The following is an 18,587-nucleotide window of genomic DNA, read 5'->3' as shown; positions in this document are numbered from 1 at the left end:
GGGCAAAGGAGATCAAACCAGATGAACATTCAAGCAAGCGCCAAGACCGGCAATGCCCTCAGGGTTTCGCAAAAGTCGCCTGATCTCGACAACCTGCTGATTGAGGTCGCCGAAGTCGCCGTGCCGCGTCCGGGACCGGGCCAGGTGCTGGTCGAAATCGTCGCGGCGGGCGTCAACCCGAGCGACGTGAAAGCATCGCTCGGCCACATGCCGCATGCCATCTGGCCGCGCACGCCGGGCCGCGATTTCGGCGGCATCGTGCGCGAGGGCCCCTCGCAGATGATCGGCCTGGAGGTCTGGGGCGGCGGCGGCGAGCTCGGCATCAGCCAGGATGGCAGCCACGCCAGGTGGATGGTGCTCGACCAGAAAGCGGTACGGGCCAAGCCGAAGAATTTTACCATGGAGGAGGCAGGTTCGATCGGCGTGCCGTTCATCACCGCCTATGAGGGCCTGCGTGAGGCCGGCGGGGTCCAGCCGACCGATGTGGTTCTGGTCTGCGGCGGCAACGGCAAGGTCGGGCAAGCGGTGATCCAGCTTGCCACCATGGCCGGCGCAAAGGTGTTCGCCGTCGAATATAGCGAACAGCCATTGATGGGGCACACCAACCGTCCGGTCGAGATGCTGAACAGCGCAACTCAGGACGTCGCGGCGATTATCCGCGACATGACCAACGGTCACGGCGCCGACATTGTCTTCAACACGGTCGGAAGCCCCTATTTCGAGATCGCCAACAACGCCATGGCCAAGCAGGCGCGGCAGATCTTCATCTCGACCTTCGACCGCGCCGTGCCCTTCGACATCTTCAACTTCTTCCGCGGCCGCCACAAATATATCGGCGTCGACACGCTGGCGCTGTCTTCCGTCGATGGCGCGCGCATCTTCGACAGGCTGAAGCTGAAGTTCGAGGAAGGCCTGCTGAAACCGTTCCCGATCAATCCCGACACTTGCTACAGCCTGGCCGATGCCGCCAAGGCCTATGCCTCGGTGCTGCGCGGCACGCCTGACCGCGTGCTATTGAAGCCGTGAGCGCCTGAAATGCAGGTCACCCGCTACAGCGAAGCCAAGCCCTACGAGGCACCCGAACACTACGACATGCGCTGCCTGCGCCTGCAGGGCAAGGAGGCGACGGCAACCGATACGATCTGGATCGGCCTGTCGCATCTTCTGCCGGGCGGCCGCACCTCGCTCAAGGATGCTCCGCTGGAAAAAATCTACATCGTCGTTGCCGGCGAAGTGACGGTCGAAACCGTGGATGGGTCGGTGACGCTCGGTGTGCTCGACAGTTGCCGGCTGGCGCCCGGCGAAGCCCGCGCGCTGGTCAACCGCACCAACGCGCCGGCGTCGATCCTGCTCGCCATGCCGACCACTTGAACGAAAACTGGATCAACCCGAAATTGGCGCCGGGACATGAAAGACTGCTGGAATGGCTGAAACGGAAAACAGGCTGCTGAGCGTGGTCGAACACTGGCTGCCCCGCATCGAGGTCGCTGGCATTCCCTCAGCCACGGCGAAAGCCGTCATCGAGAGCGCCGGTGTCTGGGAAAACTGGCTGAGGGCGTGGAGCGCCGAGGGCGAACGCCATGCCGAGATGGGCGCGGACGCGCTGGCGCGTGGCCACACTGTCACCGCCGGCGAAGCTCTTGCCCGCGCCAGCCTGTTTTATCATTTCGGGCAGTTCATGGCCTTCGACGATCTCGATGCCAAGGAGCTTGCCGCGGCGCGCAAGGTCGCGTTGTTCCGCAAAGCCGCACCCTTCCTGGATCCGCCCGCCGAACTGGTCGAGGTGCCGTTCGAAGGCGGCGTCCTGCGCGCCTATCTCAGGCTACCGCAGGGGCCCGGGCCGCATCCCCTGGCGCTGATTATTCCCGGCTCGGATTCCACCAAGGAAGAATTCCCGGCATTTGAACGGCATTTTCTCAGCCGTGGCATCGCAACGCTGTCGCTCGATGGGCCGGGCCAGGGCGAAGGGCGCTCGTTTGGCCATCTGCGGGCCGACATCGCGCCCGCAATTGCGGCGGCGATTGAAGCGGTCGAGGCAAAGCCGAGCCTGTCGGGTGCCGTCGGCTTGGTCGGTATGGCCTTCGGCGGCATGCTGGCGCTGCGCGCCGCAGCCTCGCTGGAACATCTTGCAGGCGTGGTCTCGATCAACGGCTTTTATGACCTCGGCGCACTCTGGCCGTCGCTGCCGAAAGTCTATCAGGACAACATGACATTTGCCCTCGGCGGCGACGATGTGGTGGACAGCGCCCGCAACTTCACGCTGGCCGGCATCGATGTCCCCAAAGCCCCCGCACTCGTCTTACATGGTGGCCGCGACAAGATTTTTCCGCCGTCCGAAGCGCAAAAATGCGCCGACTTTTGCAGCAATGGCGCGGAACTCCATGTCTTCCCGACCGGAAACCACGTCTGCAACAACATCCCCTGGCTCTATCGCCCCATGGTGGCCGATTGGCTGGCTGAACGGTTCAGGGGCTAGTTGCACACGCGGCCGGTGCGCCAGCGGGCGCTTGCATGATTGGTCGATAGCGCCAGTGCAGGGCACGAAACATCCACTTCGAATTGGACGATAATCCACCAGAAGGAGACGCCGCGACCTGATCCGAAACCGCAGCCGCTGATACCAATCCGGACATCGTGGGAGGCCAGAATTTGCCGACCGATCGAAGTTGAAGGGAGCGAAAATGATTCACGCCGATGATGGGTCCTTGTCTCAGGAACAGCGCCTCATGCGCGACAGCTGCCGGTCTTTTGTCGATGACGTTGTGACACCGTTCATTCGGTCGAACTGGCAGGCTGAATGGGACATGAGCCCCGGCGAGCGGTTGCCGCGTTCGATCCTGGAGGGTGCTGAGGCGATCGGCGTGCGCACGCTCGGCGTGCCGGAAGAATATGGCGGCGTTGACCTCGAGCGCGACAGCGAGGTCCGCACTTTCGCGCTGATCTCCGAGGGTATCGCGCGCGGCGATTCCGGGCTCGCCGACAAGCTGGTGCAGAACTGGAAAGTGTCCATCCTGCTGCGCGAATTCGCGCCGAAGCACCTGCAGGAAAAGTGGTTTCCCCGCCTGCTGGCCGATCCGCAATTCTTGCTCGCCCATTGCCTGACCGAACCGCGCGGCGCCTCCGATCGCTGGCTGCCCTACAATGTTCCCGAGGCCGCCATGCACACCAAGGCGGTGCTGAAGGACGGCCACTGGGTCATCAATGGCCGCAAGCAGTTCATCTCCAACGGCTTCGACGCCAGCCTCTATGTCGTCTACGCCAACACCGATTCATCGGTCGGCATGCTGCAGGGCACGTCGAGCTTCCTGGTCCCTCGCGACACGCCTGGCCTGACCGTCACCAAGTGCAACGAGACGATGGGCTGCCGTTTCATGAACAATGGCGAGCTGGTCTTCGAGGATTGCCGCGTGCCGGCTGATCACCTGCTCGTCCAGAATTCGGCGCTGGGCAGTGCTGGCCAGTATTTCCGCGCCGGCAAGATCATCCAGGCGGCCAAGAACCTCGGCGTCGGCGTGGCCTGTTTCGAACGCACCGCCGATTATGTCCAGAACTACGTCCAGGGCGGGCGCATCCTGATCAAGCACCAGGCGGTGGCGCTCAGGCTGGCCGACATGGCGACCCGCATCGAGGCTGTCCGCTCGCTGATCGAGCGCGCCGCCAAGGCGGTCGACGAGGCGCATCCGGATGCCGATGTGCTGTGCAACATGGCCAAGGTCTACGCCTCGGAGGAGATCATGAAGGTGGCGACCCATGCGCTGGAGCTGCATGGCGGCAGTGGCGCGATGCTCGAATTCGGCATCGAAAAGCTGTTCCGCGACGCCGCGATCTTCCTGCACATGGACGCCACCGTCGACGTCAGCCGCATGAAGATCATCAAGAACATGTTCCCTGCCACCGCCGGTAAATATGCCGGCCCGGAAAACTGAGGTGGCGGGCATGCCTCGGGGCGGTGCCGGCCGCCCCGAACAAAGCCGGAGAGGAGACGGCATGGCCAAGGCTGCGATGGAAATGCCCCGGCGTTTCAGGCCTGAGCGTGACGCAGAAGAGCGCGAGGCGCCATTTCGGTCCTATGCGCTGGGCCGCGCGGGCGCTCCGCGTTTCCACGTCCGGCGTGTCGAAAACACCCAGAAGCTCTACCCGGCCCACAAGCACGACTATTTCCAGATCCTGTACTTCATGTCCGATGCCCCGGTCATCCGAGTCGGCCTGACCTCGCACAAGCCGAAGGCCGGCTCGATCTATTTCATCGCGCCGATGGTCCCGCATCAGATCAGGTTCGATCACGCGACGCGTTGCGTCGTCATCTATTTCGATCTCGACTTTCTGCGTCCCGACATCAACCGCTCGTATCCGTTGGCCGAGCTGGTCCGCATGGCGCCCGAACTGACGCCGTTTGCCTGGCAGAACCATGTCGATTTCCACCTCGGCGGCACCCGTGCCGCACGGGTGGAACGCGCGATTTCCGCAATGATAAAACAGCACGAAGCCGAGCGTATCTGCGCAGCCGAAATCGTCCGCGCCGAGCTGTCGCTCATGCTCGCCATGTTGTGCCAGGATCATGAGGCGGAATTCGCCGAACTGTCGACCAGGCTGCCGGTGATGGGACGCGACAGCGGCCACATGCGCCGCATCGCCGAATTCATCGGCGAAAACTACACGCGTGGCCCGAGCCTCAGCGAAGCAGCGAATGCCGCGCGGCTCTCCAAAAGCCGTCTTTGCGCCCTGATCCGCCAGTATACTGGCACCAGCTTCAACGCGCTGATCCGCGAGATGCGCATTGAGGACGCCCGTGAACGGCTGGTGCTGACCGCCGATACGATTGCCCAGATCGCCTACTCGGTCGGCTACAACGACGAGAAATATTTCCTTCGCGCCTTCAAGAACGCGGTCGGCATGACGCCCAGCGCCTACCGGTTAAAGCGGGCCAAGGAAAGCATGGCATCAAAACCCGATGCGGCCCCCCAGCCCATTCGCACGGCGAAGCATTCGTCGCTGCCTTTTCTGGAGGAAATCGTGGGGCAAAAGCCATGAGCGCTGCCGTCTCGTTCCAGCTCAATGGGCTGGACGTCAGCCTGGAGAATGTGGGCGACGAGGCTTTGCTCTTTGCGCTGAGAAACCGGCTCGATCTCAAGGCGACACATTTCGGCTGCGGCCTGGAGCAGTGCGGCGCATGCGTCGTCAGCATCGACGGGCAGGCACGTTATTCCTGCACACTGCCAGTCTCGGCGCTGGCTGGCGCCACGGTGACGACCGCCGAGGCTCTCGCCAACGATCCCATTGGGGCGGTCTTGCTTGCCGCGTTCGAGCGCGAGCAAGCCGGACAGTGCGGCTACTGCATTTCCGGCATCCTGATGAGTGCATATACCTTGCTCAAGGCGGAGCGGCACCCGAGCCGCGCGGCGATTGTTGCGGCACTTGACCGGCATCTGTGCCGCTGTGGCGCGCATGGCGGCATCCTGCGCGCCGTCGAGAGTGCTGCAGCTCGCCTCGATGAGGCCGTGCCATGATCGGCAACGCGCTGCCCAAGAGCATCCAAGACAATCCTGAACTGGGGCGCTGGATATCCCTCGATCGACCTGGCCTTGTCACTGTCTGCTCGGGCAAGGTCGAACTTGGCCAGGGCATTCTGACGGCACTGGCGCAGGTCGCCGCCGACGAATTGGCGGTTAGTCCGGAGCGGATTGTCCTCTTGGCGGCCGATACCGATCGTTCGCCGGACGAGGGCCTTACCGCCGGCAGCCAGTCGGTCGAAGTGTCCGGCGCATCGATCCGCCTGGCTTCGGCACAGCTGCGCGCTGTCTTGATCCAGGCGGCGGCGACACGACTGGGAACCGATGTCGATACTGTGTCTTGCCTGGATGGGACGATCTTGCTCGATGATGCGCCGACCGGCTTGGATTTCTGGTCGCTCGCATCCGAAGTCGACTGGAAGCAGCACGTCACCGGTGATGTTCCGGTAAAGCCGGTCAATGATTATTCCGTAGTCGGCGCAAGCCAACCGCGTTTCGATATGGCAAGAAAACGCAACGGTGGCGGGTTCATCCAGGACCTGTCGTTGCCAGCCATGCTGCATGTGCGGGTCGTGAGACAACCCTACCGGCTTGCTCGCCTGGCTCAGCTCGACGAGGCATGGCTGCAACGCCGTCATCCCAACGTGACCGTTTTGCGGAAGCAAGATTTCCTCGCCCTTGTCGGAACCGACGAGCATGCCGTGCATCGAGCGCATGCCGTGGCTGAAAACTTCGCACGCTGGGAGGAGGTGCCCGGGCTTTGGCAGCCTGCCGTGGCACCTCAAGAGAAGCGCACGGTCCTCGGTTCCGCTGTTCCAGGTGCCCGGTCGGCGAATATTTCGGCGCGGTATTCGCGAGCGCATGTCGCGCATGCGTCGATCGGGCCGTCCTGCGCGCTGGCGCACTATGAGGCTGGCCGGCTGACCGTATGGAGCCATTCGCAAGGCATATTCCCGCTTCGCGGCCAGATCGCCAAATGCCTGGGGCTCGACCTCTCACGAGTCAGGGTCGTTCATGCCCATGGTTCCGGCTGCTATGGCCACAATGGCGCCGACGATGCAGCCCTCGACGCGGCCATCGTTGCCATGGAGCTGACTGGCCAGCCGGTACGGGTGTTATGGTCGCGGGAAGACGAACTCGCCCGCGGCCCCTTGGGTGCTGCCATGTCGGCGACGGTGGAAGCCGAGCTCGATTCCACTGGCCAGGTAGCGACGTGGAATCTGTCGGTAGTGAGCGAACCGCATGCCCAGCGTCCGGGTTTCGGCGGCCACGTGAACCTGACCTCGGCCGAAGCGCTGGACAGCACGCGCCTGCCGGGGAGGGTCGAGGACCTGCCAGATGCTGCGGGTGGCGGTGCCGCGCGCAATTCGGTCGCGATTTATGATTTTCCTGGGCAGGAGGTCGCCGTCCAACTCGATACGCGCAGCCGTATCAGGACCTCGTCGCTGCGTTCGCTTGGCGCCCATCTCAATGTCTTCGCCATCGAATCCGCGATGGACGAGCTGGCCGGCCTGGCCGGCGTCGACCCGCTGGAATTCAGGCTTCGCCATCTGAGCGATGACCGCTGCCGCGCCGTCCTTTCGGGCGTGGCGGAGATGTGCGGTTGGCCGGGCAGCCATGCCGCCGGCGAAGGGCGCGCGCTGGGCATTGCTGCCGCGCGCTACAAAAACAAGGGCGCCTGGCTGGCTGCCGTCGCCGAGGTCGCTGTCGATGAAGAGGTCAGGCTTGAGCGGCTTTGGCTTTGCGTCGATGCCGGATTGCTCATCAATCCGGAAGGGGCCCGAAGCCAGATCGAGGGCGGCGCGATCCAGGCCGCGAGCTGGACCATGAAGGAAGAGGTCAAGGTCGAAAATGACCGCGTGAACGCCTTCGACTGGAGCAGCTATCCCATCTTGAAATTTTCGGAGATCCCTGAGATCGAAACGCGCTTCATCGTCGATCCGACACGCCCGCCGCTGGGTGCTGGCGAGGCGGCGCAAGGACCGGTCGCAGCAGCGATCGGAAACGCTGCCTCTCGGGCGCTCGGCATGCGCATGCGTGACCTGCCGCTGACGCGTGCGCGGTTGGTCGAAACGCTGATGGGCGGCTGACTGTCAGCTTCGTTACCCGACGCCAGTTCTTGCAGCCCACACTTGGCTTTCAAAAAGGCGCGCTTGCCCATCTACTAGTCTCATGGTAACGTTCCCACAAATTTACTGGGAGGAGCGTTCAGGTGCAGCGGAGGCGTCCGACGATCATTGACGTCGCGGAGAGGGCGGGGGTGTCGAAGAGCACTGCCGGCCGAGCGCTTTCCGGTGCCTCCAATGTGACTGAGGAGGCACGCGAGCGCGTGCTCGAGGCTGCGAAGGCGGTCGGTTACGAGCGCAATGATCTCGCGGTCGGCATGCGTTCCGGACGGACCGGACTGCTTGGTCTGGTCATCCCAGACATTACCAACCCGTTCTGGGCCGAGGTTGCGCGTGGCGCCCAGGATCGCGCTGCCGAAAACGGCGCGTCGCTCTTGGTCTTTTCTTCCGACTGGGATCACGACCGCGAGGCCAGCCATTTGCGCGCCTTGCGCCAGGCGCGCGTCGATGGCGCGATCATCAATCCGGTCGCTGACAATTTCGACGACCTAGATCGCTTCGGCCTGCCTTTCGTTTTGATCGGTTCAAGCGCCGAGCGCTTCCCCGCGACCTCGAGCGTCGGCTCGGATATCGCCCAAGCCGTGCGGCTGGGCATGGATCACTTGGTTTCCAAGGGCCATCATGCACCGGCGCTGATCCTTGGCCCCAAGTCGCGTATCGCCCGCGCGCGCTTCCTGCGCACTTTCCACGAACATTGCGTCGAGCGTGACATCGATCCGGCGGCGCTGCCAATGGAAGACGGGGAATACACGGTCGAAGGCGGGCGCATAGCCATGAAGCGGCTGCTTGCGCGTGACCGGGTTGGCCATTTCGCGGTGTTTGCAGCCAACGACCTAATGGCGCTGGGGGCCATGGTGGCGGTACGGGAAGCCGGGTTGCGCTGCCCCGAAGATGTTTCGATCCTGGGCTTCGACGGCGTGCCGGCGGGTGCATTCTCCTGGCCGGGGCTGACGACCGTCGCCAAGCCGGGCCGCGAGATGGGCGTGCGCGCTCTCGATAGCCTGCTCGATGAAATTGCTGGCCGTTCGGAGCACGGCCGGGTGTTCCTGCCATGCCGGCTGATCGAGCGGGGGTCGCTTGCCGACCTGTCGGCGAGCCAGCCCAGGCGCGCGGTCGGGGACGGGAGGTAACTGACGATGACCGAGCATGATCAGGCGTTGCAAGCGTCCAGAATTGGGAACGTTCCCAATTCTGCCTTGCGCAGCCGGCCGAAACGGGCCACGGCATTTGCCAATGGCTGGCGCCGCTGGTGGCCGTTCTATGTCATGATGGCGCCGGGCCTGATGTTTTTCCTGGTGCTGCATTACCTGCCGATCTGGGAAGCCAAGATCGCCTTCGAGCAGGTCAGGATCGTTCCGCCCAACATCTGGGTCGGGCTCAAGCATTTCTACGTGCTGTTTGCCTCGCCGGTGTTCTGGCAGGTGCTTGCCAACACGCTGATCATCTCGGCGATGAAGATGGCTTTCTTCCTGCCGGTGCCGATCCTGGTGGCACTGCTGATCAACGAGGTGCGCGGTGGACGCCTGCGCAAGTTCATCCAGTCGGCGATCTATCTGCCGCATTTCCTGTCCTGGGTGGTCATTGCAGGCGTTTTCATCGCGGCACTGTCGCCGACCGATGGCGCGGTCAACAATCTGATGGGCATGGCCGGCATCGCGCCACGCTCGTTCATGACCGACACCGGCGCCATTCGCTGGGTGCTGGTGTTCACCGAGATCTGGCGTTCAGCCGGCTGGGACAGCCTGCTTTATCTCGCCGCCATCATCGCCATCGACCAGCAGCTCTACGACGCTGCCGAAATCGACGGCGCCAATCGCTGGCAAAAGATCTGGCACGTGACGTTGCCCGGCATCGTGCCGACAATCGCCACGCTGTTCATCCTCAACGCCGGCATGTTCCTCAACGCCGATCTCAATCAGGTCATCAACTTCACCAACGACGTCGTGCGCTCCAGGATCGATATCGTCGACACCTATGTCTACCGCATTGGCCTGCAGACCGGCGAATACTCGCTGGCGACCGCCGCCGGCCTGTTCAAGGCGGTGCTTGGCACGATGATGATCGTCACAGCCCATTTCGTGTCCAAGCGCCTGACCGGCAAGGGAGTCTGGTAATGGCCTTGTCGCGCAGGACCCCGCTTGAACGCATCGAATACGCCATCATCGTGTCGACGCTGTTGCTGCTCGTCGTCGTCACGGTGCAGCCGCTCCTCAACCTTCTGGCCGTGTCGCTGTCCGAGCCCGCCAGGGTGCCGGGCATGAATGGCCTGACCATCCTGCCCAGAGGTTTCTCCCTCGAGGTTTGGAGCGTCTTGCTGCAACACCCCAACGTGCAGCGCGGCATCTTCAACTCGATCTTCATCACCTTTGTCAGCACGCTGATCGGCGTCGTCGGCACCGCACTGATGGCCTGGGGCCTGTCGCGGCCCGGCCTTCCCGGACGCAAGGCGCTGTTCATCCTGGTGCTCGTCACCATCGTTTTCGAGCCCGGCATCATTCCGGAGTATTTCGTCAACAAGCGGCTCGGGCTGCTCGACAGCTACTGGTCGGTGATCCTCTACAAGGCGGTCAACGCCTGGTACCTGATCATCCTCATCCGATTCTTCGAGGAAATCCCCAAGGAGCTTCTGGAGGCATCCGAGCTCGACGGCGCCAATCCGTTCCAGGTGTTCTGGTATGTGGTGCTGCCGCTGGCCAAGCCCGCGCTGGCGACGATCTCGCTGTTTTACCTCGTCTTCCACTGGAACGAGTTCTTCCATGCGATGATCTACCTCAACGACCAGAGCAAATGGCCGTTGCAGGTGGTGCTGCGCCAGTTCGTTATCGATGGCGACAAGATTGCGATCGTCGGCGTCGACAACGCCAACAACAACACTGGCGCGGGCCAGCTTGATCTGAGGTCGCTCAAGGCCGGCATGATCCTTCTGACCATCGTGCCGATCCTGGCGATCTACCCGCTGATCCTGGAATTCTTCACCAAAGGCACCATGAGCGGCGCGCTCAAGGGCTGATGGCGACGATGTGCCTGCCAAAAAAATGAACAAATGGAGGAGATGAAATGTTCAGAAGAATGATCCTGATGACATCGACGGCCCTGGCGCTGAGCCTCGCCGTGGCTGTTCCCGCCATGGCCGAACCGGTCAAGATCCGCGTCGTGTCCAAGGATTTCGTGTCGTCCAACCCGGACGACGTCAAGCACATCAAGCGCATCGAAGATGCGCTGCGCGCCCAAGGCACCGACCTCACCATCGAGATGGTCGACCTGCCTTCGTCAGGCTATGCCGACAAGCTGTCGGTGATGCTGCTTTCGGGCGACATTCCGGACCTGATCTATTTCCAGGGCGGCGACGCCAAGATGGTCGAGCAGGGCGTTCTCGAAGACCTCACCCCTGCCATCGCCGAGTCCAAATATGTGAAGGACGCGCTGTGGCCGCACAATGTCGAGCGGCTGAAGAACTATCCCTATCTCCTCTACGTCTATCCCGTGCGTGGCCCGCAGCCGGTGATCCGCAAGGACTGGCTGGAAAAGACCGGTCTGAAGGCGCCTGAAACCGTCGAAGACTATGTGACGCTGTTCAAGGCCATCAAGGACGGCGATCTCGACGGCAATGGCGTTGCCGACACCTATGGCGTGACCACCGCAGGCAATACCAACGAACTCGATTCGATCTTCAATCAGGCGTTCGGCGTCACCGGCTCGTGGATGAAGAATGCGGCTGGCGAGTGGGTGAATGCACGCATCACCAGCCAGGAGAAGGACAAGATCGCCTTCTACGCCTCGCTGCGCGAGCAGGGGCTCTACGATCCCGAATACATCACCACCAAGTTCGACGTGAAGGAAGACAAGTTCTACACAGGCAAGGTCGGCGTGATCTTCGGCTCGTCGGGCGAAGTCATCGACATCTATGGCGGCAAGATGCGCCAGGTGCACCCAAACACCGAGCTTGTGCTGCTGTCGCCGCCCAAGGGCCCGGCCGGACAGGGCCTCTCGGCTGTCGACGTGTCCAAGGAATCACGCGGATTTGCGATCTCGGCGACGTCCGAGCACAAGGCCGAGGTGATGAAGCTGCTCGACTTCATGGCGAGCCCCGAGGGTCAGATGATGGACCGCTTGGGCTTCGAGGGCCAGGAATACACCAAGGACGGCGACACCTATAAGGTCACCGACAAGATGGCGACCTGGTATGCCCGCTTCATGGTGTCGGCGAACTGGACGCCGCCGGTCGTCTGGCAGTCCGAAGCCGCCCAGCAGTGGATGACGACGACCCAGAAGTACTTCAAGCCTGACAACGCCTTTGTCTGGCCGGCAGACTATGCCGCCGATCTCGACGCCACCGAAAACGTCTATCGCTCCTGGGTCTACAAGTTCATCTCCGGCGAAGCCAAAATGGACCAATGGGACCAGTATGTCGCCGAATGGGAAGCCGCCGGCGGCAAGCGTCTCAACGAATATGCAAGGACCGTTCTTGATGCTGCCAAGTGATGCACAAGGGCTCTCGCTGAAAGGCAGGGTCCGCGCGCTCATCCATGGCGTCGCCTTAGGCGACGCCATCGGAGCGCCGATCGAAAAGCTATCCGCTGCCGAGATCGCCAGCCGTTACGGGCGGGTGACGTCGCTCGAAACCCAGTGGCACAAGATGTCGCTCGACGCGACGGCGCGCAACGGCAGGGTGCGCGGAAGCGGCATCGTCACCGACGACACGCTGATGACGCTGTGCCTGATGGATATCTACGCCGAGACCGGCAGGCATCTCGACGCCTGGGATATGGCCGACGGCATGGTGCGCCAGATCGCCTGGATCCCGCGCTGGGTGCCCGAATTGCAGCGCGAAGCGATGCTGATCGAGCGGCTGTTTTATCCCGAGAAGTGGATTTTCCAGCGTCACCAGCTGGCTTCCTGCGACCCGCGCCAGGGTGGCATCGGCAACATGGTGAACTGCGGTGCTGCGATGTATGTGGCGCCGATCGGCGTGGTCAATGCCTGCGATCCCAAGGCCGCCTATGACGAGGCGATCGCCTTTGCCTCAGGCCACCAGGAAAGCTACGGCCTGGAAGCCGCTGGCGTGTTCGCGGCGGCTGTGGCCGCGGCCTTCGTTCCCGGCACCACAATCGAGGCCGTGATCGACGAGGTGCTGACCCTTGCCAAGGACGGCACCAAGAATGCCATCGCCGACATTGTCGCCGTCACAAGGAAATTGAAGGCGACTAAGGCCGACTACGCGACGGCCGTTGCCGAATTCCATAAGGCCATGGCGCCCTATTCGCCGATGGGCGATGACGTCAATCACACGCCCGGCAAGGTCGGCCGGCTGACCAACGCCTACCAGCCGAGCCGTCTGGGCGCCATCGAGGAGCTGCCGCTGGCGCTGGGCTTTTGCCTTCTCAACGAGGGCGACTTCCGCAAGTCGATCGAAGACGGCATCAATTCGGGCCGCGACACCGACTCCATCGGCGTCATGGCCGGCGCGATCCTGGGCGCCATGCATGGCGAAAGCGTCATTTCCGATGCCGATCGCAAGCTGCTCGACAGGACCAACCGGCTCGACCTCAACGCCTCGGCCGACGCTTTCACCGAAACGGTGAAAGTCATCCTCGCCGCCGACCAGGCCGCCACAGACGCGCGCGCCACGCGCCGTGCCGCCCTTACGCTCTAGATCTGCAACGAAAGACCGATGATGCCCAAGCTCACCAAAGAGACGATTTACGAAAAGATCTATGCCGGCTTCATCGGCAAGGCCATCGGCGTGCGGCTTGGCGCGCCAGTGGAACCGACAATCTGGAGCTATGAACGCATCCAGAAGACCTATGGCGAAGTCACCCAGTATCTCCGCGACTTCAAGAATTTCGCTGCCGACGACGACACCAATGGTCCGGTCTATTTCATCCGCGCGCTGCGCGACTACGGCCTGGGCGCCACCGCCGAGCATGTCGGCAAGACCTGGGTCAATTATGCCGCCGAAGAGCATGGCATGTACTGGTGGGGCGGTTTTGGCGTTTCGACCGAACACACCGCCTATCGCAATCTGCGCGCCGGCATCCCCGCACCCCAGTCGGGCTCCATGGCCCAGAATGGCGCCAGCGTCGCCGAGCAGATCGGCGGGCAGATCTTCATCGACAGCTGGGGCTGGGTGCATCCGGGCGAGCCGCAAAAGGCAGCCGACGCATCGGCACGCGCGGCGTCCGTCGCTCATGACGGCGAGGGGTTGAACGGCGCGCGCTTCTGCGCCGCTGCCATCGCCAAGGCCTTCGAGGCGACCTCGATCAACGAGATCATCGAGGCAGCGCTTGCCACCATCGACGCACGCTCGACCTATGCCCGCGTCGCCAATGCCGTTACCGCCTTCCACAAGGCCAACCCCGGCAACTGGCGCGCCTGCCGCGACATGCTGACCGCCGACTGGGGCTATGACCGCTACCCCGGCGTCTGCCACATCATCCCCAATGCCGGCGTGACCGTGATGGCGATCCTTTACGGCGAAGGCGACCTGCCGCGCACCGCCGAGATCGCCACGATGGCCGGCTGGGACACCGACTGCAACGCCGGCAATGCCGGTGCCATCGTCGGCACCTTCCAGGGCGTGCAGGCTGGCTGGGACAAATACCGCAAGCCTATCAATGATTTTGTTATCGCCTCTGGCGTCGTCGGTTCGCTTAACATCGTCGACATTCCGTCCTTCGCGCGTGAACTGACAGTGCTTGCGCTGCAGCTGCGCGGCGATGAAGTGCCGGCACTTTGGCTGGAGGATTTCACCCGGCGCGGCGTGCGTTTCGACTTCGATTTACCGGGCTCAACCCACGCCTTCCGTACGGCCGGCTTCAACCAGATCAGCGTCAAGGCGTCGACCGAACGGCATGTCGAAGGTTCGCGCGGCTCGCTCGAAATTCAGCTCGACCGGCTCGAGCGCGGTCATGGCGGGCGCATCTTCTGGAAGCCGTTCTACCGTCGCGAGGATTTCGACGACGAGCGTTATCGCCCGATGTTCACACCGCTGGTCGATGCCGGCCAGAAGGTGTCGTTCAAGCTCTGGCTCGACCCATGGAACGGCGACGGCAATCTGCGCGTCGTTCCTTACGTCCGCCGCGCCATGTCGGGTGCCATCGAAGAGATCGGCGGCTGGCATGTGCCCAATCACGAGGGATGGCAGGACTACGAATTCACCGTGCCCGAGGGGCTGGAAGCCATCGACGAGATCGGCATCCAGGTCGAATACTTCGGCCGCTTGAAGTTTTTGGGCCGCTTGTTCCTCGCCGACTTCAAGATCGAGGGCGCCGGCCACTCCGTCATCGATCCGCGCGCCGAAGTACAGGAATGGGGCGCTGTTTCGCGTTTCACCTGGAACCGTGGCCACTGGACCCTGCAGAACGGCCGCATCCATGCGCACACGCCCAGCGACGCCGACATGTGGACGGGCCATTATTACGCCCGCGACGTCAAGGTGCTCGCCGACGTCCAGCCGCTCGCCGGCGCATCGCAGCTGGTGACAGCGCGCGCGCAGGGCACCAGCCAGTTCTATGCCGCTGGCTTCGAAGGCGACGAGGTGGTGATCCTCAAGGAGGACTTTGGCTCCACGGTTCTGGCGCGTGCGCCATTCAAGCGCGAACTGGGCAAGAACTACGCCTTCGAGTTTTCGGCGACTGGTGACGCGCTGTCCTTTGCCATCGACGGCAAGACGCTGATCGAGGCGAAAGACGGCAAATACACCTACGGCATGGCCGGCCTGCGCTTGGGCGCGCTCGGCCGCATGAGCGTGGGTACGGTCGAAATCATCGAGACCGCCTGAAGACTGTGGTTCCCGCTCCAGGCCTGGCGGCTGGGGCGGGACCCATGCGGGCGTATCGAAAGGGAGGAACATGTCTGAAATCGAACTCAGGAACGTCGGCAAGAGTTACGGCAGCGTGCCGGTTCTCGACGACATTTCGCTCGACATGGGCAGGGGCGAATTCGTCGTGCTGGTCGGCCCGTCCGGCTGCGGAAAGTCGACGCTGTTGCGGATGATCGCCGGTCTTGAGGACATCAGCTCCGGCGAGATCACCATCGGTGGCAAGATCGTCAACGACATGCCGGCCAAGGAACGCGACCTGGCGATGGTGTTCCAGAATTATGCGCTCTACCCGCATATGAAGGTCGCCGACAATATGAGCTTCGCGCTCAAGCTCGCCGGTGTCTCCAAGGTTGAAATCAAGCAGCGCGTTGCCGAGGCCGCCGAAATCCTCGGCCTTGAAAAGTTGCTCGATCGCCTGCCGCGCGAACTCTCCGGCGGCCAGCGCCAGCGTGTGGCTATGGGGCGTGCCATCGTGCGCGACCCCAGGGCCTTCCTCTTTGACGAGCCGCTATCCAATCTCGACGCCAAGCTGCGCGTCAAGATGCGCGGCGAGATCAAGAAGCTGCATCAGCGCTTGGGCAAGACCACCATCTATGTCACCCACGACCAGACCGAGGCCATGACCATGGCCGACAAGATCGTGGTGCTGAATGGCGGCAGGATCGAGCAGATGGGTCCGCCACTGGAGCTCTACCGGAACCCGCGCAACCTCTTCGTCGCCGGCTTCATCGGCTCGCCCGAGATCAATCTACTGCACGGTGAAGTCGATGGCCAAAACCTGCGGCTTGCCGACGGCGCCACCTTGCCGTTGCCTGCCGGCGCCAATCTCGCGCCGGGCCGCAAGATCGTCTACGGCATCCGCCCCCAGCATATCGGCCTTGCCAACAATGGTGTTGCTGCCGAGGTTGTGCTTGTCGAACCCACCGGCGACGCGCAGGAGGTGCTTCTGCGGATCGGCTCAAACGACATCTCCATGGTGTTGAGCGAGGCCGCACCCTTGCAGTCGGGCCAGCGCGTGACGCTTGGCTTCGATCCGGCCAAGGTGCTTTTGTTCGACAAGGAGACAGGCGAGCGAATCCGATGACCGGCTTTGCTCAAATGCACTGGGACCCGGCCGCCGAGGGGCCGCTTGAAGGTATCAAGGTGCTCGATCTGTCTCGGCTCGTCGCCGGCAACATGCTGTCGCTGCAGCTTGCCGATTTCGGTGCCGATGTCGTCAAGATCGAGCCGCCTGTCGGCGATCCATTGCGCGAGTGGAAGGAAGACGGCCTGTCGATCTTCTGGAAAACCTATGGCCGCAACAAGCGCTCGGTGGTCCTCAATCTGCGCGAGCCAGCCGACCGCGACGCGCTGTGGACGCTGATCGATGGTGCTGACGTGCTGATCGAGAACTACCGCCCCGGCACGCTGGAGCAGATGGGTTTCGGCCCGGACCTGCTCCTTGAGCGCAATCCCGATCTCGTTGTCGTGCGCATTTCCGGATTTGGCCAGACCGGGCCCTATGCCGAATTCCCCGGCTTCGGCACCATCGTCGAGGGCATGAGCGGTTATGCCTACCGCACCGGGTTTCCCGACCGCGAGCCGGTCCTGCCGCCTTTGGCGCTGGCCGACATGATCGCTGGCATCTACGGCATGTCGGCGACGATGACGGCACTTTTCGCCCGCCAAAAGGGCAAGGCGCGCGGGCAGGTTGTCGACCTGTCGCTGCTCGAACCGATCTTCTCCGTACTCGGTCCCGAAGCGGGCATCCATGCGCTGACCGGCAAGGTCAAGGAGCGCGTCGGCAGTGCCTCGAACACGGCGAGCCCACGTAATGTCTATCGCTGCGCCGACGGCAAATTTGTCGCCCTTTCCGGCTCGACGCCGGCTGTGGCGCGGCGCATCTTCGAGATCATCGGCCGGGCCGACATGAATGCCGATCCGCGCTTTGCCACCAACAGCGAACGCCTCAAGCATCGCGAGCTTGTCGACGAGGCGATCGGCGCCTGGTTCGCCACCCGCGCGCATGACGAAGCGCTTGCCATCATGCGCGATAGCGGCGCCACCGTCGGGCCGATCTACAGCATCGCCGATGCTGCCACCGACCCGCATTTCACCGAGCGCGAAGTGATCGTTTCACTGGACGATGAAGATCATGGCACCCTGCCGATGCACAACATCGTGCCGCGTTTGTCGGCGACGCCTGGAACTTTTCGTCGCCCAGCACCAGGGCTGGGTGAACACACAGCCGAGGTGCTGGCGGAAGCTGGCCTAGCACACGAGGCTGTCGCGGCAATCGTCGCTGGAGCCGGAAAATGAAACTGCGCTCCCTGCTTTATGTGCCGGCCCATGCCGAGCGGTTCATCGCCAAGGCACATGAGCGGGGCGCCGATGCGATCATCCTCGACCTTGAGGATTCGGTGCCGGCGAACAGCAAGCTCGCCGCACGTGAAGGCCTGGCCGCATCCATCCGACATGTCGGGCAGGCGGGCGCGGCCGTTTTTGTGCGCATCAACTCCGAAACCGACTTGCAGTTTGAAGATGCGGGCGCTGCCTGCCGGGCAGGGGCTTTTGGCCTCATGGTGCCGAAGCTGGCGACATTGGAGCAGCTTGACCGCCTTGCCGGCCATCTCGCGCCCATCAAGCGCGATCAGATGCCATTCATCGGCCTTGTCGAGGATCCCGGTGCCGTGCTTGACGCGCGTGCGTTGGCCGCGCATCCCCATGTGATGGGGCTGGCGCTTGGCGGCGAGGATTTCGCCACCGCCATGGGGGCTGCGGCGACACCCGAGGTGCTTCGCCTTCCCAAGCAGATGGTGCACATGGCGGCCAAGACCTCTGGCAAGCTGTCCTTCGGTCTGCTGCGCGGCATTGCCGACTACGCCGACATCGACGCCATCGCGGCGGCTGCCGCCGAGGCGAAAGCCTTTGGTTTCGACGGTGCGACCTGTGTCCACCCCTCAGCCGTTGCTGTGTTGAACGCCGGTTTTTCGCCGAGCGAGGCCGAGTTCGACTGGGCAAGGCGCCTCGTTGCCGAAGCCGATAAGGCAATCGCAGAAAGCCGCGGGGCCTTCGTTTTCGAGGGCAAGATGGTCGATGCACCGATCATCGCCCGCGCCCGGGCCATTCTGGCCAAGGCGTAGACCCCGG

The 18,587-nt window shown here is 63.1% G+C and carries 16 protein-coding genes; all 16 read left to right on the top strand.

Annotated features, from left to right (window positions below; genetic code table 11):
• Positions 1-21 precede the first annotated feature (21 nt).
• The 16 genes from AC1DLV_RS26765 (at position 22) to AC1DLV_RS26690 (ending at position 18,580) form a co-directional block, all read left to right on the top strand.
• Positions 22-1,026, top strand: coding sequence for a quinone oxidoreductase family protein (locus tag AC1DLV_RS26765; protein ID WP_476803072.1), 1,005 nt, complete (start codon positions 22-24; stop codon positions 1,024-1,026).
• A 9-nt stretch (positions 1,027-1,035) separates the two neighbouring features.
• The gene (locus tag AC1DLV_RS26760) at positions 1,036-1,371 is read left to right on the top strand and encodes a cupin domain-containing protein (protein WP_476803071.1); all 336 of its coding nucleotides are present in this window, start codon (positions 1,036-1,038) and stop codon (positions 1,369-1,371) included.
• 52 nt (positions 1,372-1,423) lie between these two features.
• Positions 1,424-2,476: an alpha/beta hydrolase family protein gene (locus AC1DLV_RS26755; protein ID WP_476803070.1), complete on the top strand. Its 1,053-nt coding sequence runs from the start codon at positions 1,424-1,426 to the stop codon at positions 2,474-2,476.
• Positions 2,477-2,681: 205 nt separating this feature from the next.
• Positions 2,682-3,926 carry an acyl-CoA dehydrogenase family protein gene (locus AC1DLV_RS26750; RefSeq protein WP_476803069.1) on the top strand — a complete coding sequence of 415 codons (1,245 nt, stop codon included), beginning with the start codon at positions 2,682-2,684 and terminating at the stop codon, positions 3,924-3,926.
• A 61-nt stretch (positions 3,927-3,987) separates the two neighbouring features.
• Positions 3,988-5,031, top strand: coding sequence for a helix-turn-helix transcriptional regulator (locus tag AC1DLV_RS26745; RefSeq protein WP_476803068.1), 1,044 nt, complete (start codon positions 3,988-3,990; stop codon positions 5,029-5,031).
• Positions 5,028-5,507: a (2Fe-2S)-binding protein gene (locus tag AC1DLV_RS26740; RefSeq protein WP_476803067.1), complete on the top strand. Its 480-nt coding sequence runs from the start codon at positions 5,028-5,030 to the stop codon at positions 5,505-5,507. Before AC1DLV_RS26745 ends, AC1DLV_RS26740 begins: the two co-directional genes overlap by 4 nt.
• The gene (locus tag AC1DLV_RS26735) at positions 5,504-7,600 is read left to right on the top strand and encodes a xanthine dehydrogenase family protein molybdopterin-binding subunit (RefSeq protein WP_476803066.1); all 2,097 of its coding nucleotides are present in this window, start codon (positions 5,504-5,506) and stop codon (positions 7,598-7,600) included. The genes AC1DLV_RS26740 and AC1DLV_RS26735 overlap by 4 nt, the downstream gene beginning before the upstream one ends.
• Positions 7,601-7,722: 122 nt before the next feature.
• Complete coding sequence (locus AC1DLV_RS26730; RefSeq protein WP_476803065.1) at positions 7,723-8,766, top strand: LacI family DNA-binding transcriptional regulator; 1,044 nt, start codon at positions 7,723-7,725, stop codon at positions 8,764-8,766.
• A gap of 6 nt (positions 8,767-8,772) precedes the next feature.
• Positions 8,773-9,750 (top strand): ABC transporter permease, encoded by a 978-nt coding sequence (locus AC1DLV_RS26725; protein ID WP_476803064.1) that lies wholly within the window; start codon positions 8,773-8,775, stop codon positions 9,748-9,750.
• Entirely contained in the window at positions 9,750-10,646 is an 897-nt protein-coding gene (locus tag AC1DLV_RS26720; RefSeq protein ID WP_476803063.1) for a carbohydrate ABC transporter permease, read from the top strand. The genes AC1DLV_RS26725 and AC1DLV_RS26720 overlap by 1 nt, the downstream gene beginning before the upstream one ends.
• A gap of 47 nt (positions 10,647-10,693) precedes the next feature.
• On the top strand, positions 10,694-12,118 hold the full coding sequence (locus AC1DLV_RS26715) for an extracellular solute-binding protein (RefSeq protein WP_476803062.1): 1,425 nt from the start codon (positions 10,694-10,696) through the stop codon (positions 12,116-12,118).
• Complete coding sequence (locus tag AC1DLV_RS26710; protein ID WP_476803061.1) at positions 12,105-13,289, top strand: ADP-ribosylglycohydrolase family protein; 1,185 nt, start codon at positions 12,105-12,107, stop codon at positions 13,287-13,289. Before AC1DLV_RS26715 ends, AC1DLV_RS26710 begins: the two co-directional genes overlap by 14 nt.
• 21 nt (positions 13,290-13,310) lie before the next feature.
• Positions 13,311-15,416, top strand: coding sequence for an ADP-ribosylglycohydrolase family protein (locus AC1DLV_RS26705; RefSeq protein WP_476836294.1), 2,106 nt, complete (start codon positions 13,311-13,313; stop codon positions 15,414-15,416).
• A gap of 70 nt (positions 15,417-15,486) precedes the next feature.
• Positions 15,487-16,542 (top strand): ABC transporter ATP-binding protein, encoded by a 1,056-nt coding sequence (locus AC1DLV_RS26700; protein WP_476803059.1) that lies wholly within the window; start codon positions 15,487-15,489, stop codon positions 16,540-16,542.
• The gene (locus tag AC1DLV_RS26695) at positions 16,539-17,756 is read left to right on the top strand and encodes a CaiB/BaiF CoA transferase family protein (RefSeq protein ID WP_476803058.1); all 1,218 of its coding nucleotides are present in this window, start codon (positions 16,539-16,541) and stop codon (positions 17,754-17,756) included. Before AC1DLV_RS26700 ends, AC1DLV_RS26695 begins: the two co-directional genes overlap by 4 nt.
• Positions 17,753-18,580: an HpcH/HpaI aldolase/citrate lyase family protein gene (locus AC1DLV_RS26690; protein WP_476803057.1), complete on the top strand. Its 828-nt coding sequence runs from the start codon at positions 17,753-17,755 to the stop codon at positions 18,578-18,580. Before AC1DLV_RS26695 ends, AC1DLV_RS26690 begins: the two co-directional genes overlap by 4 nt.
• Positions 18,581-18,587: the final 7 nt, after the last annotated feature.

This window comes from Aminobacter sp. 01T433 (assembly GCF_056398585.1).
This window is presented reverse-complemented; position numbering and strand designations above follow the sequence as displayed.

Excerpts from the sequence above, each read along its gene's own strand:
- AC1DLV_RS26765 (WP_476803072.1), top strand. The coding sequence starts at position 22 with ATGAACATTCAAGCAAGCGCCAAGACCGGCAATGCCCTCAGGGTTTCG.
- AC1DLV_RS26760 (WP_476803071.1), top strand. The coding sequence starts at position 1,036 with ATGCAGGTCACCCGCTACAGCGAAGCCAAGCCCTACGAGGCACCCGAA.
- AC1DLV_RS26755 (WP_476803070.1), top strand. The coding sequence starts at position 1,424 with ATGGCTGAAACGGAAAACAGGCTGCTGAGCGTGGTCGAACACTGGCTG.
- AC1DLV_RS26750 (WP_476803069.1), top strand. The coding sequence starts at position 2,682 with ATGATTCACGCCGATGATGGGTCCTTGTCTCAGGAACAGCGCCTCATG.
- AC1DLV_RS26745 (WP_476803068.1), top strand. The coding sequence starts at position 3,988 with ATGGCCAAGGCTGCGATGGAAATGCCCCGGCGTTTCAGGCCTGAGCGT.
- AC1DLV_RS26740 (WP_476803067.1), top strand. The coding sequence starts at position 5,028 with ATGAGCGCTGCCGTCTCGTTCCAGCTCAATGGGCTGGACGTCAGCCTG.
- AC1DLV_RS26735 (WP_476803066.1), top strand. The coding sequence starts at position 5,504 with ATGATCGGCAACGCGCTGCCCAAGAGCATCCAAGACAATCCTGAACTG.
- AC1DLV_RS26725 (WP_476803064.1), top strand. The coding sequence starts at position 8,773 with ATGACCGAGCATGATCAGGCGTTGCAAGCGTCCAGAATTGGGAACGTT.
- AC1DLV_RS26720 (WP_476803063.1), top strand. The coding sequence starts at position 9,750 with ATGGCCTTGTCGCGCAGGACCCCGCTTGAACGCATCGAATACGCCATC.
- AC1DLV_RS26715 (WP_476803062.1), top strand. The coding sequence starts at position 10,694 with ATGTTCAGAAGAATGATCCTGATGACATCGACGGCCCTGGCGCTGAGC.
- AC1DLV_RS26710 (WP_476803061.1), top strand. The coding sequence starts at position 12,105 with ATGCTGCCAAGTGATGCACAAGGGCTCTCGCTGAAAGGCAGGGTCCGC.
- AC1DLV_RS26705 (WP_476836294.1), top strand. The coding sequence starts at position 13,311 with ATGCCCAAGCTCACCAAAGAGACGATTTACGAAAAGATCTATGCCGGC.
- AC1DLV_RS26700 (WP_476803059.1), top strand. The coding sequence starts at position 15,487 with ATGTCTGAAATCGAACTCAGGAACGTCGGCAAGAGTTACGGCAGCGTG.
- AC1DLV_RS26695 (WP_476803058.1), top strand. The coding sequence starts at position 16,539 with ATGACCGGCTTTGCTCAAATGCACTGGGACCCGGCCGCCGAGGGGCCG.
- AC1DLV_RS26690 (WP_476803057.1), top strand. The coding sequence starts at position 17,753 with ATGAAACTGCGCTCCCTGCTTTATGTGCCGGCCCATGCCGAGCGGTTC.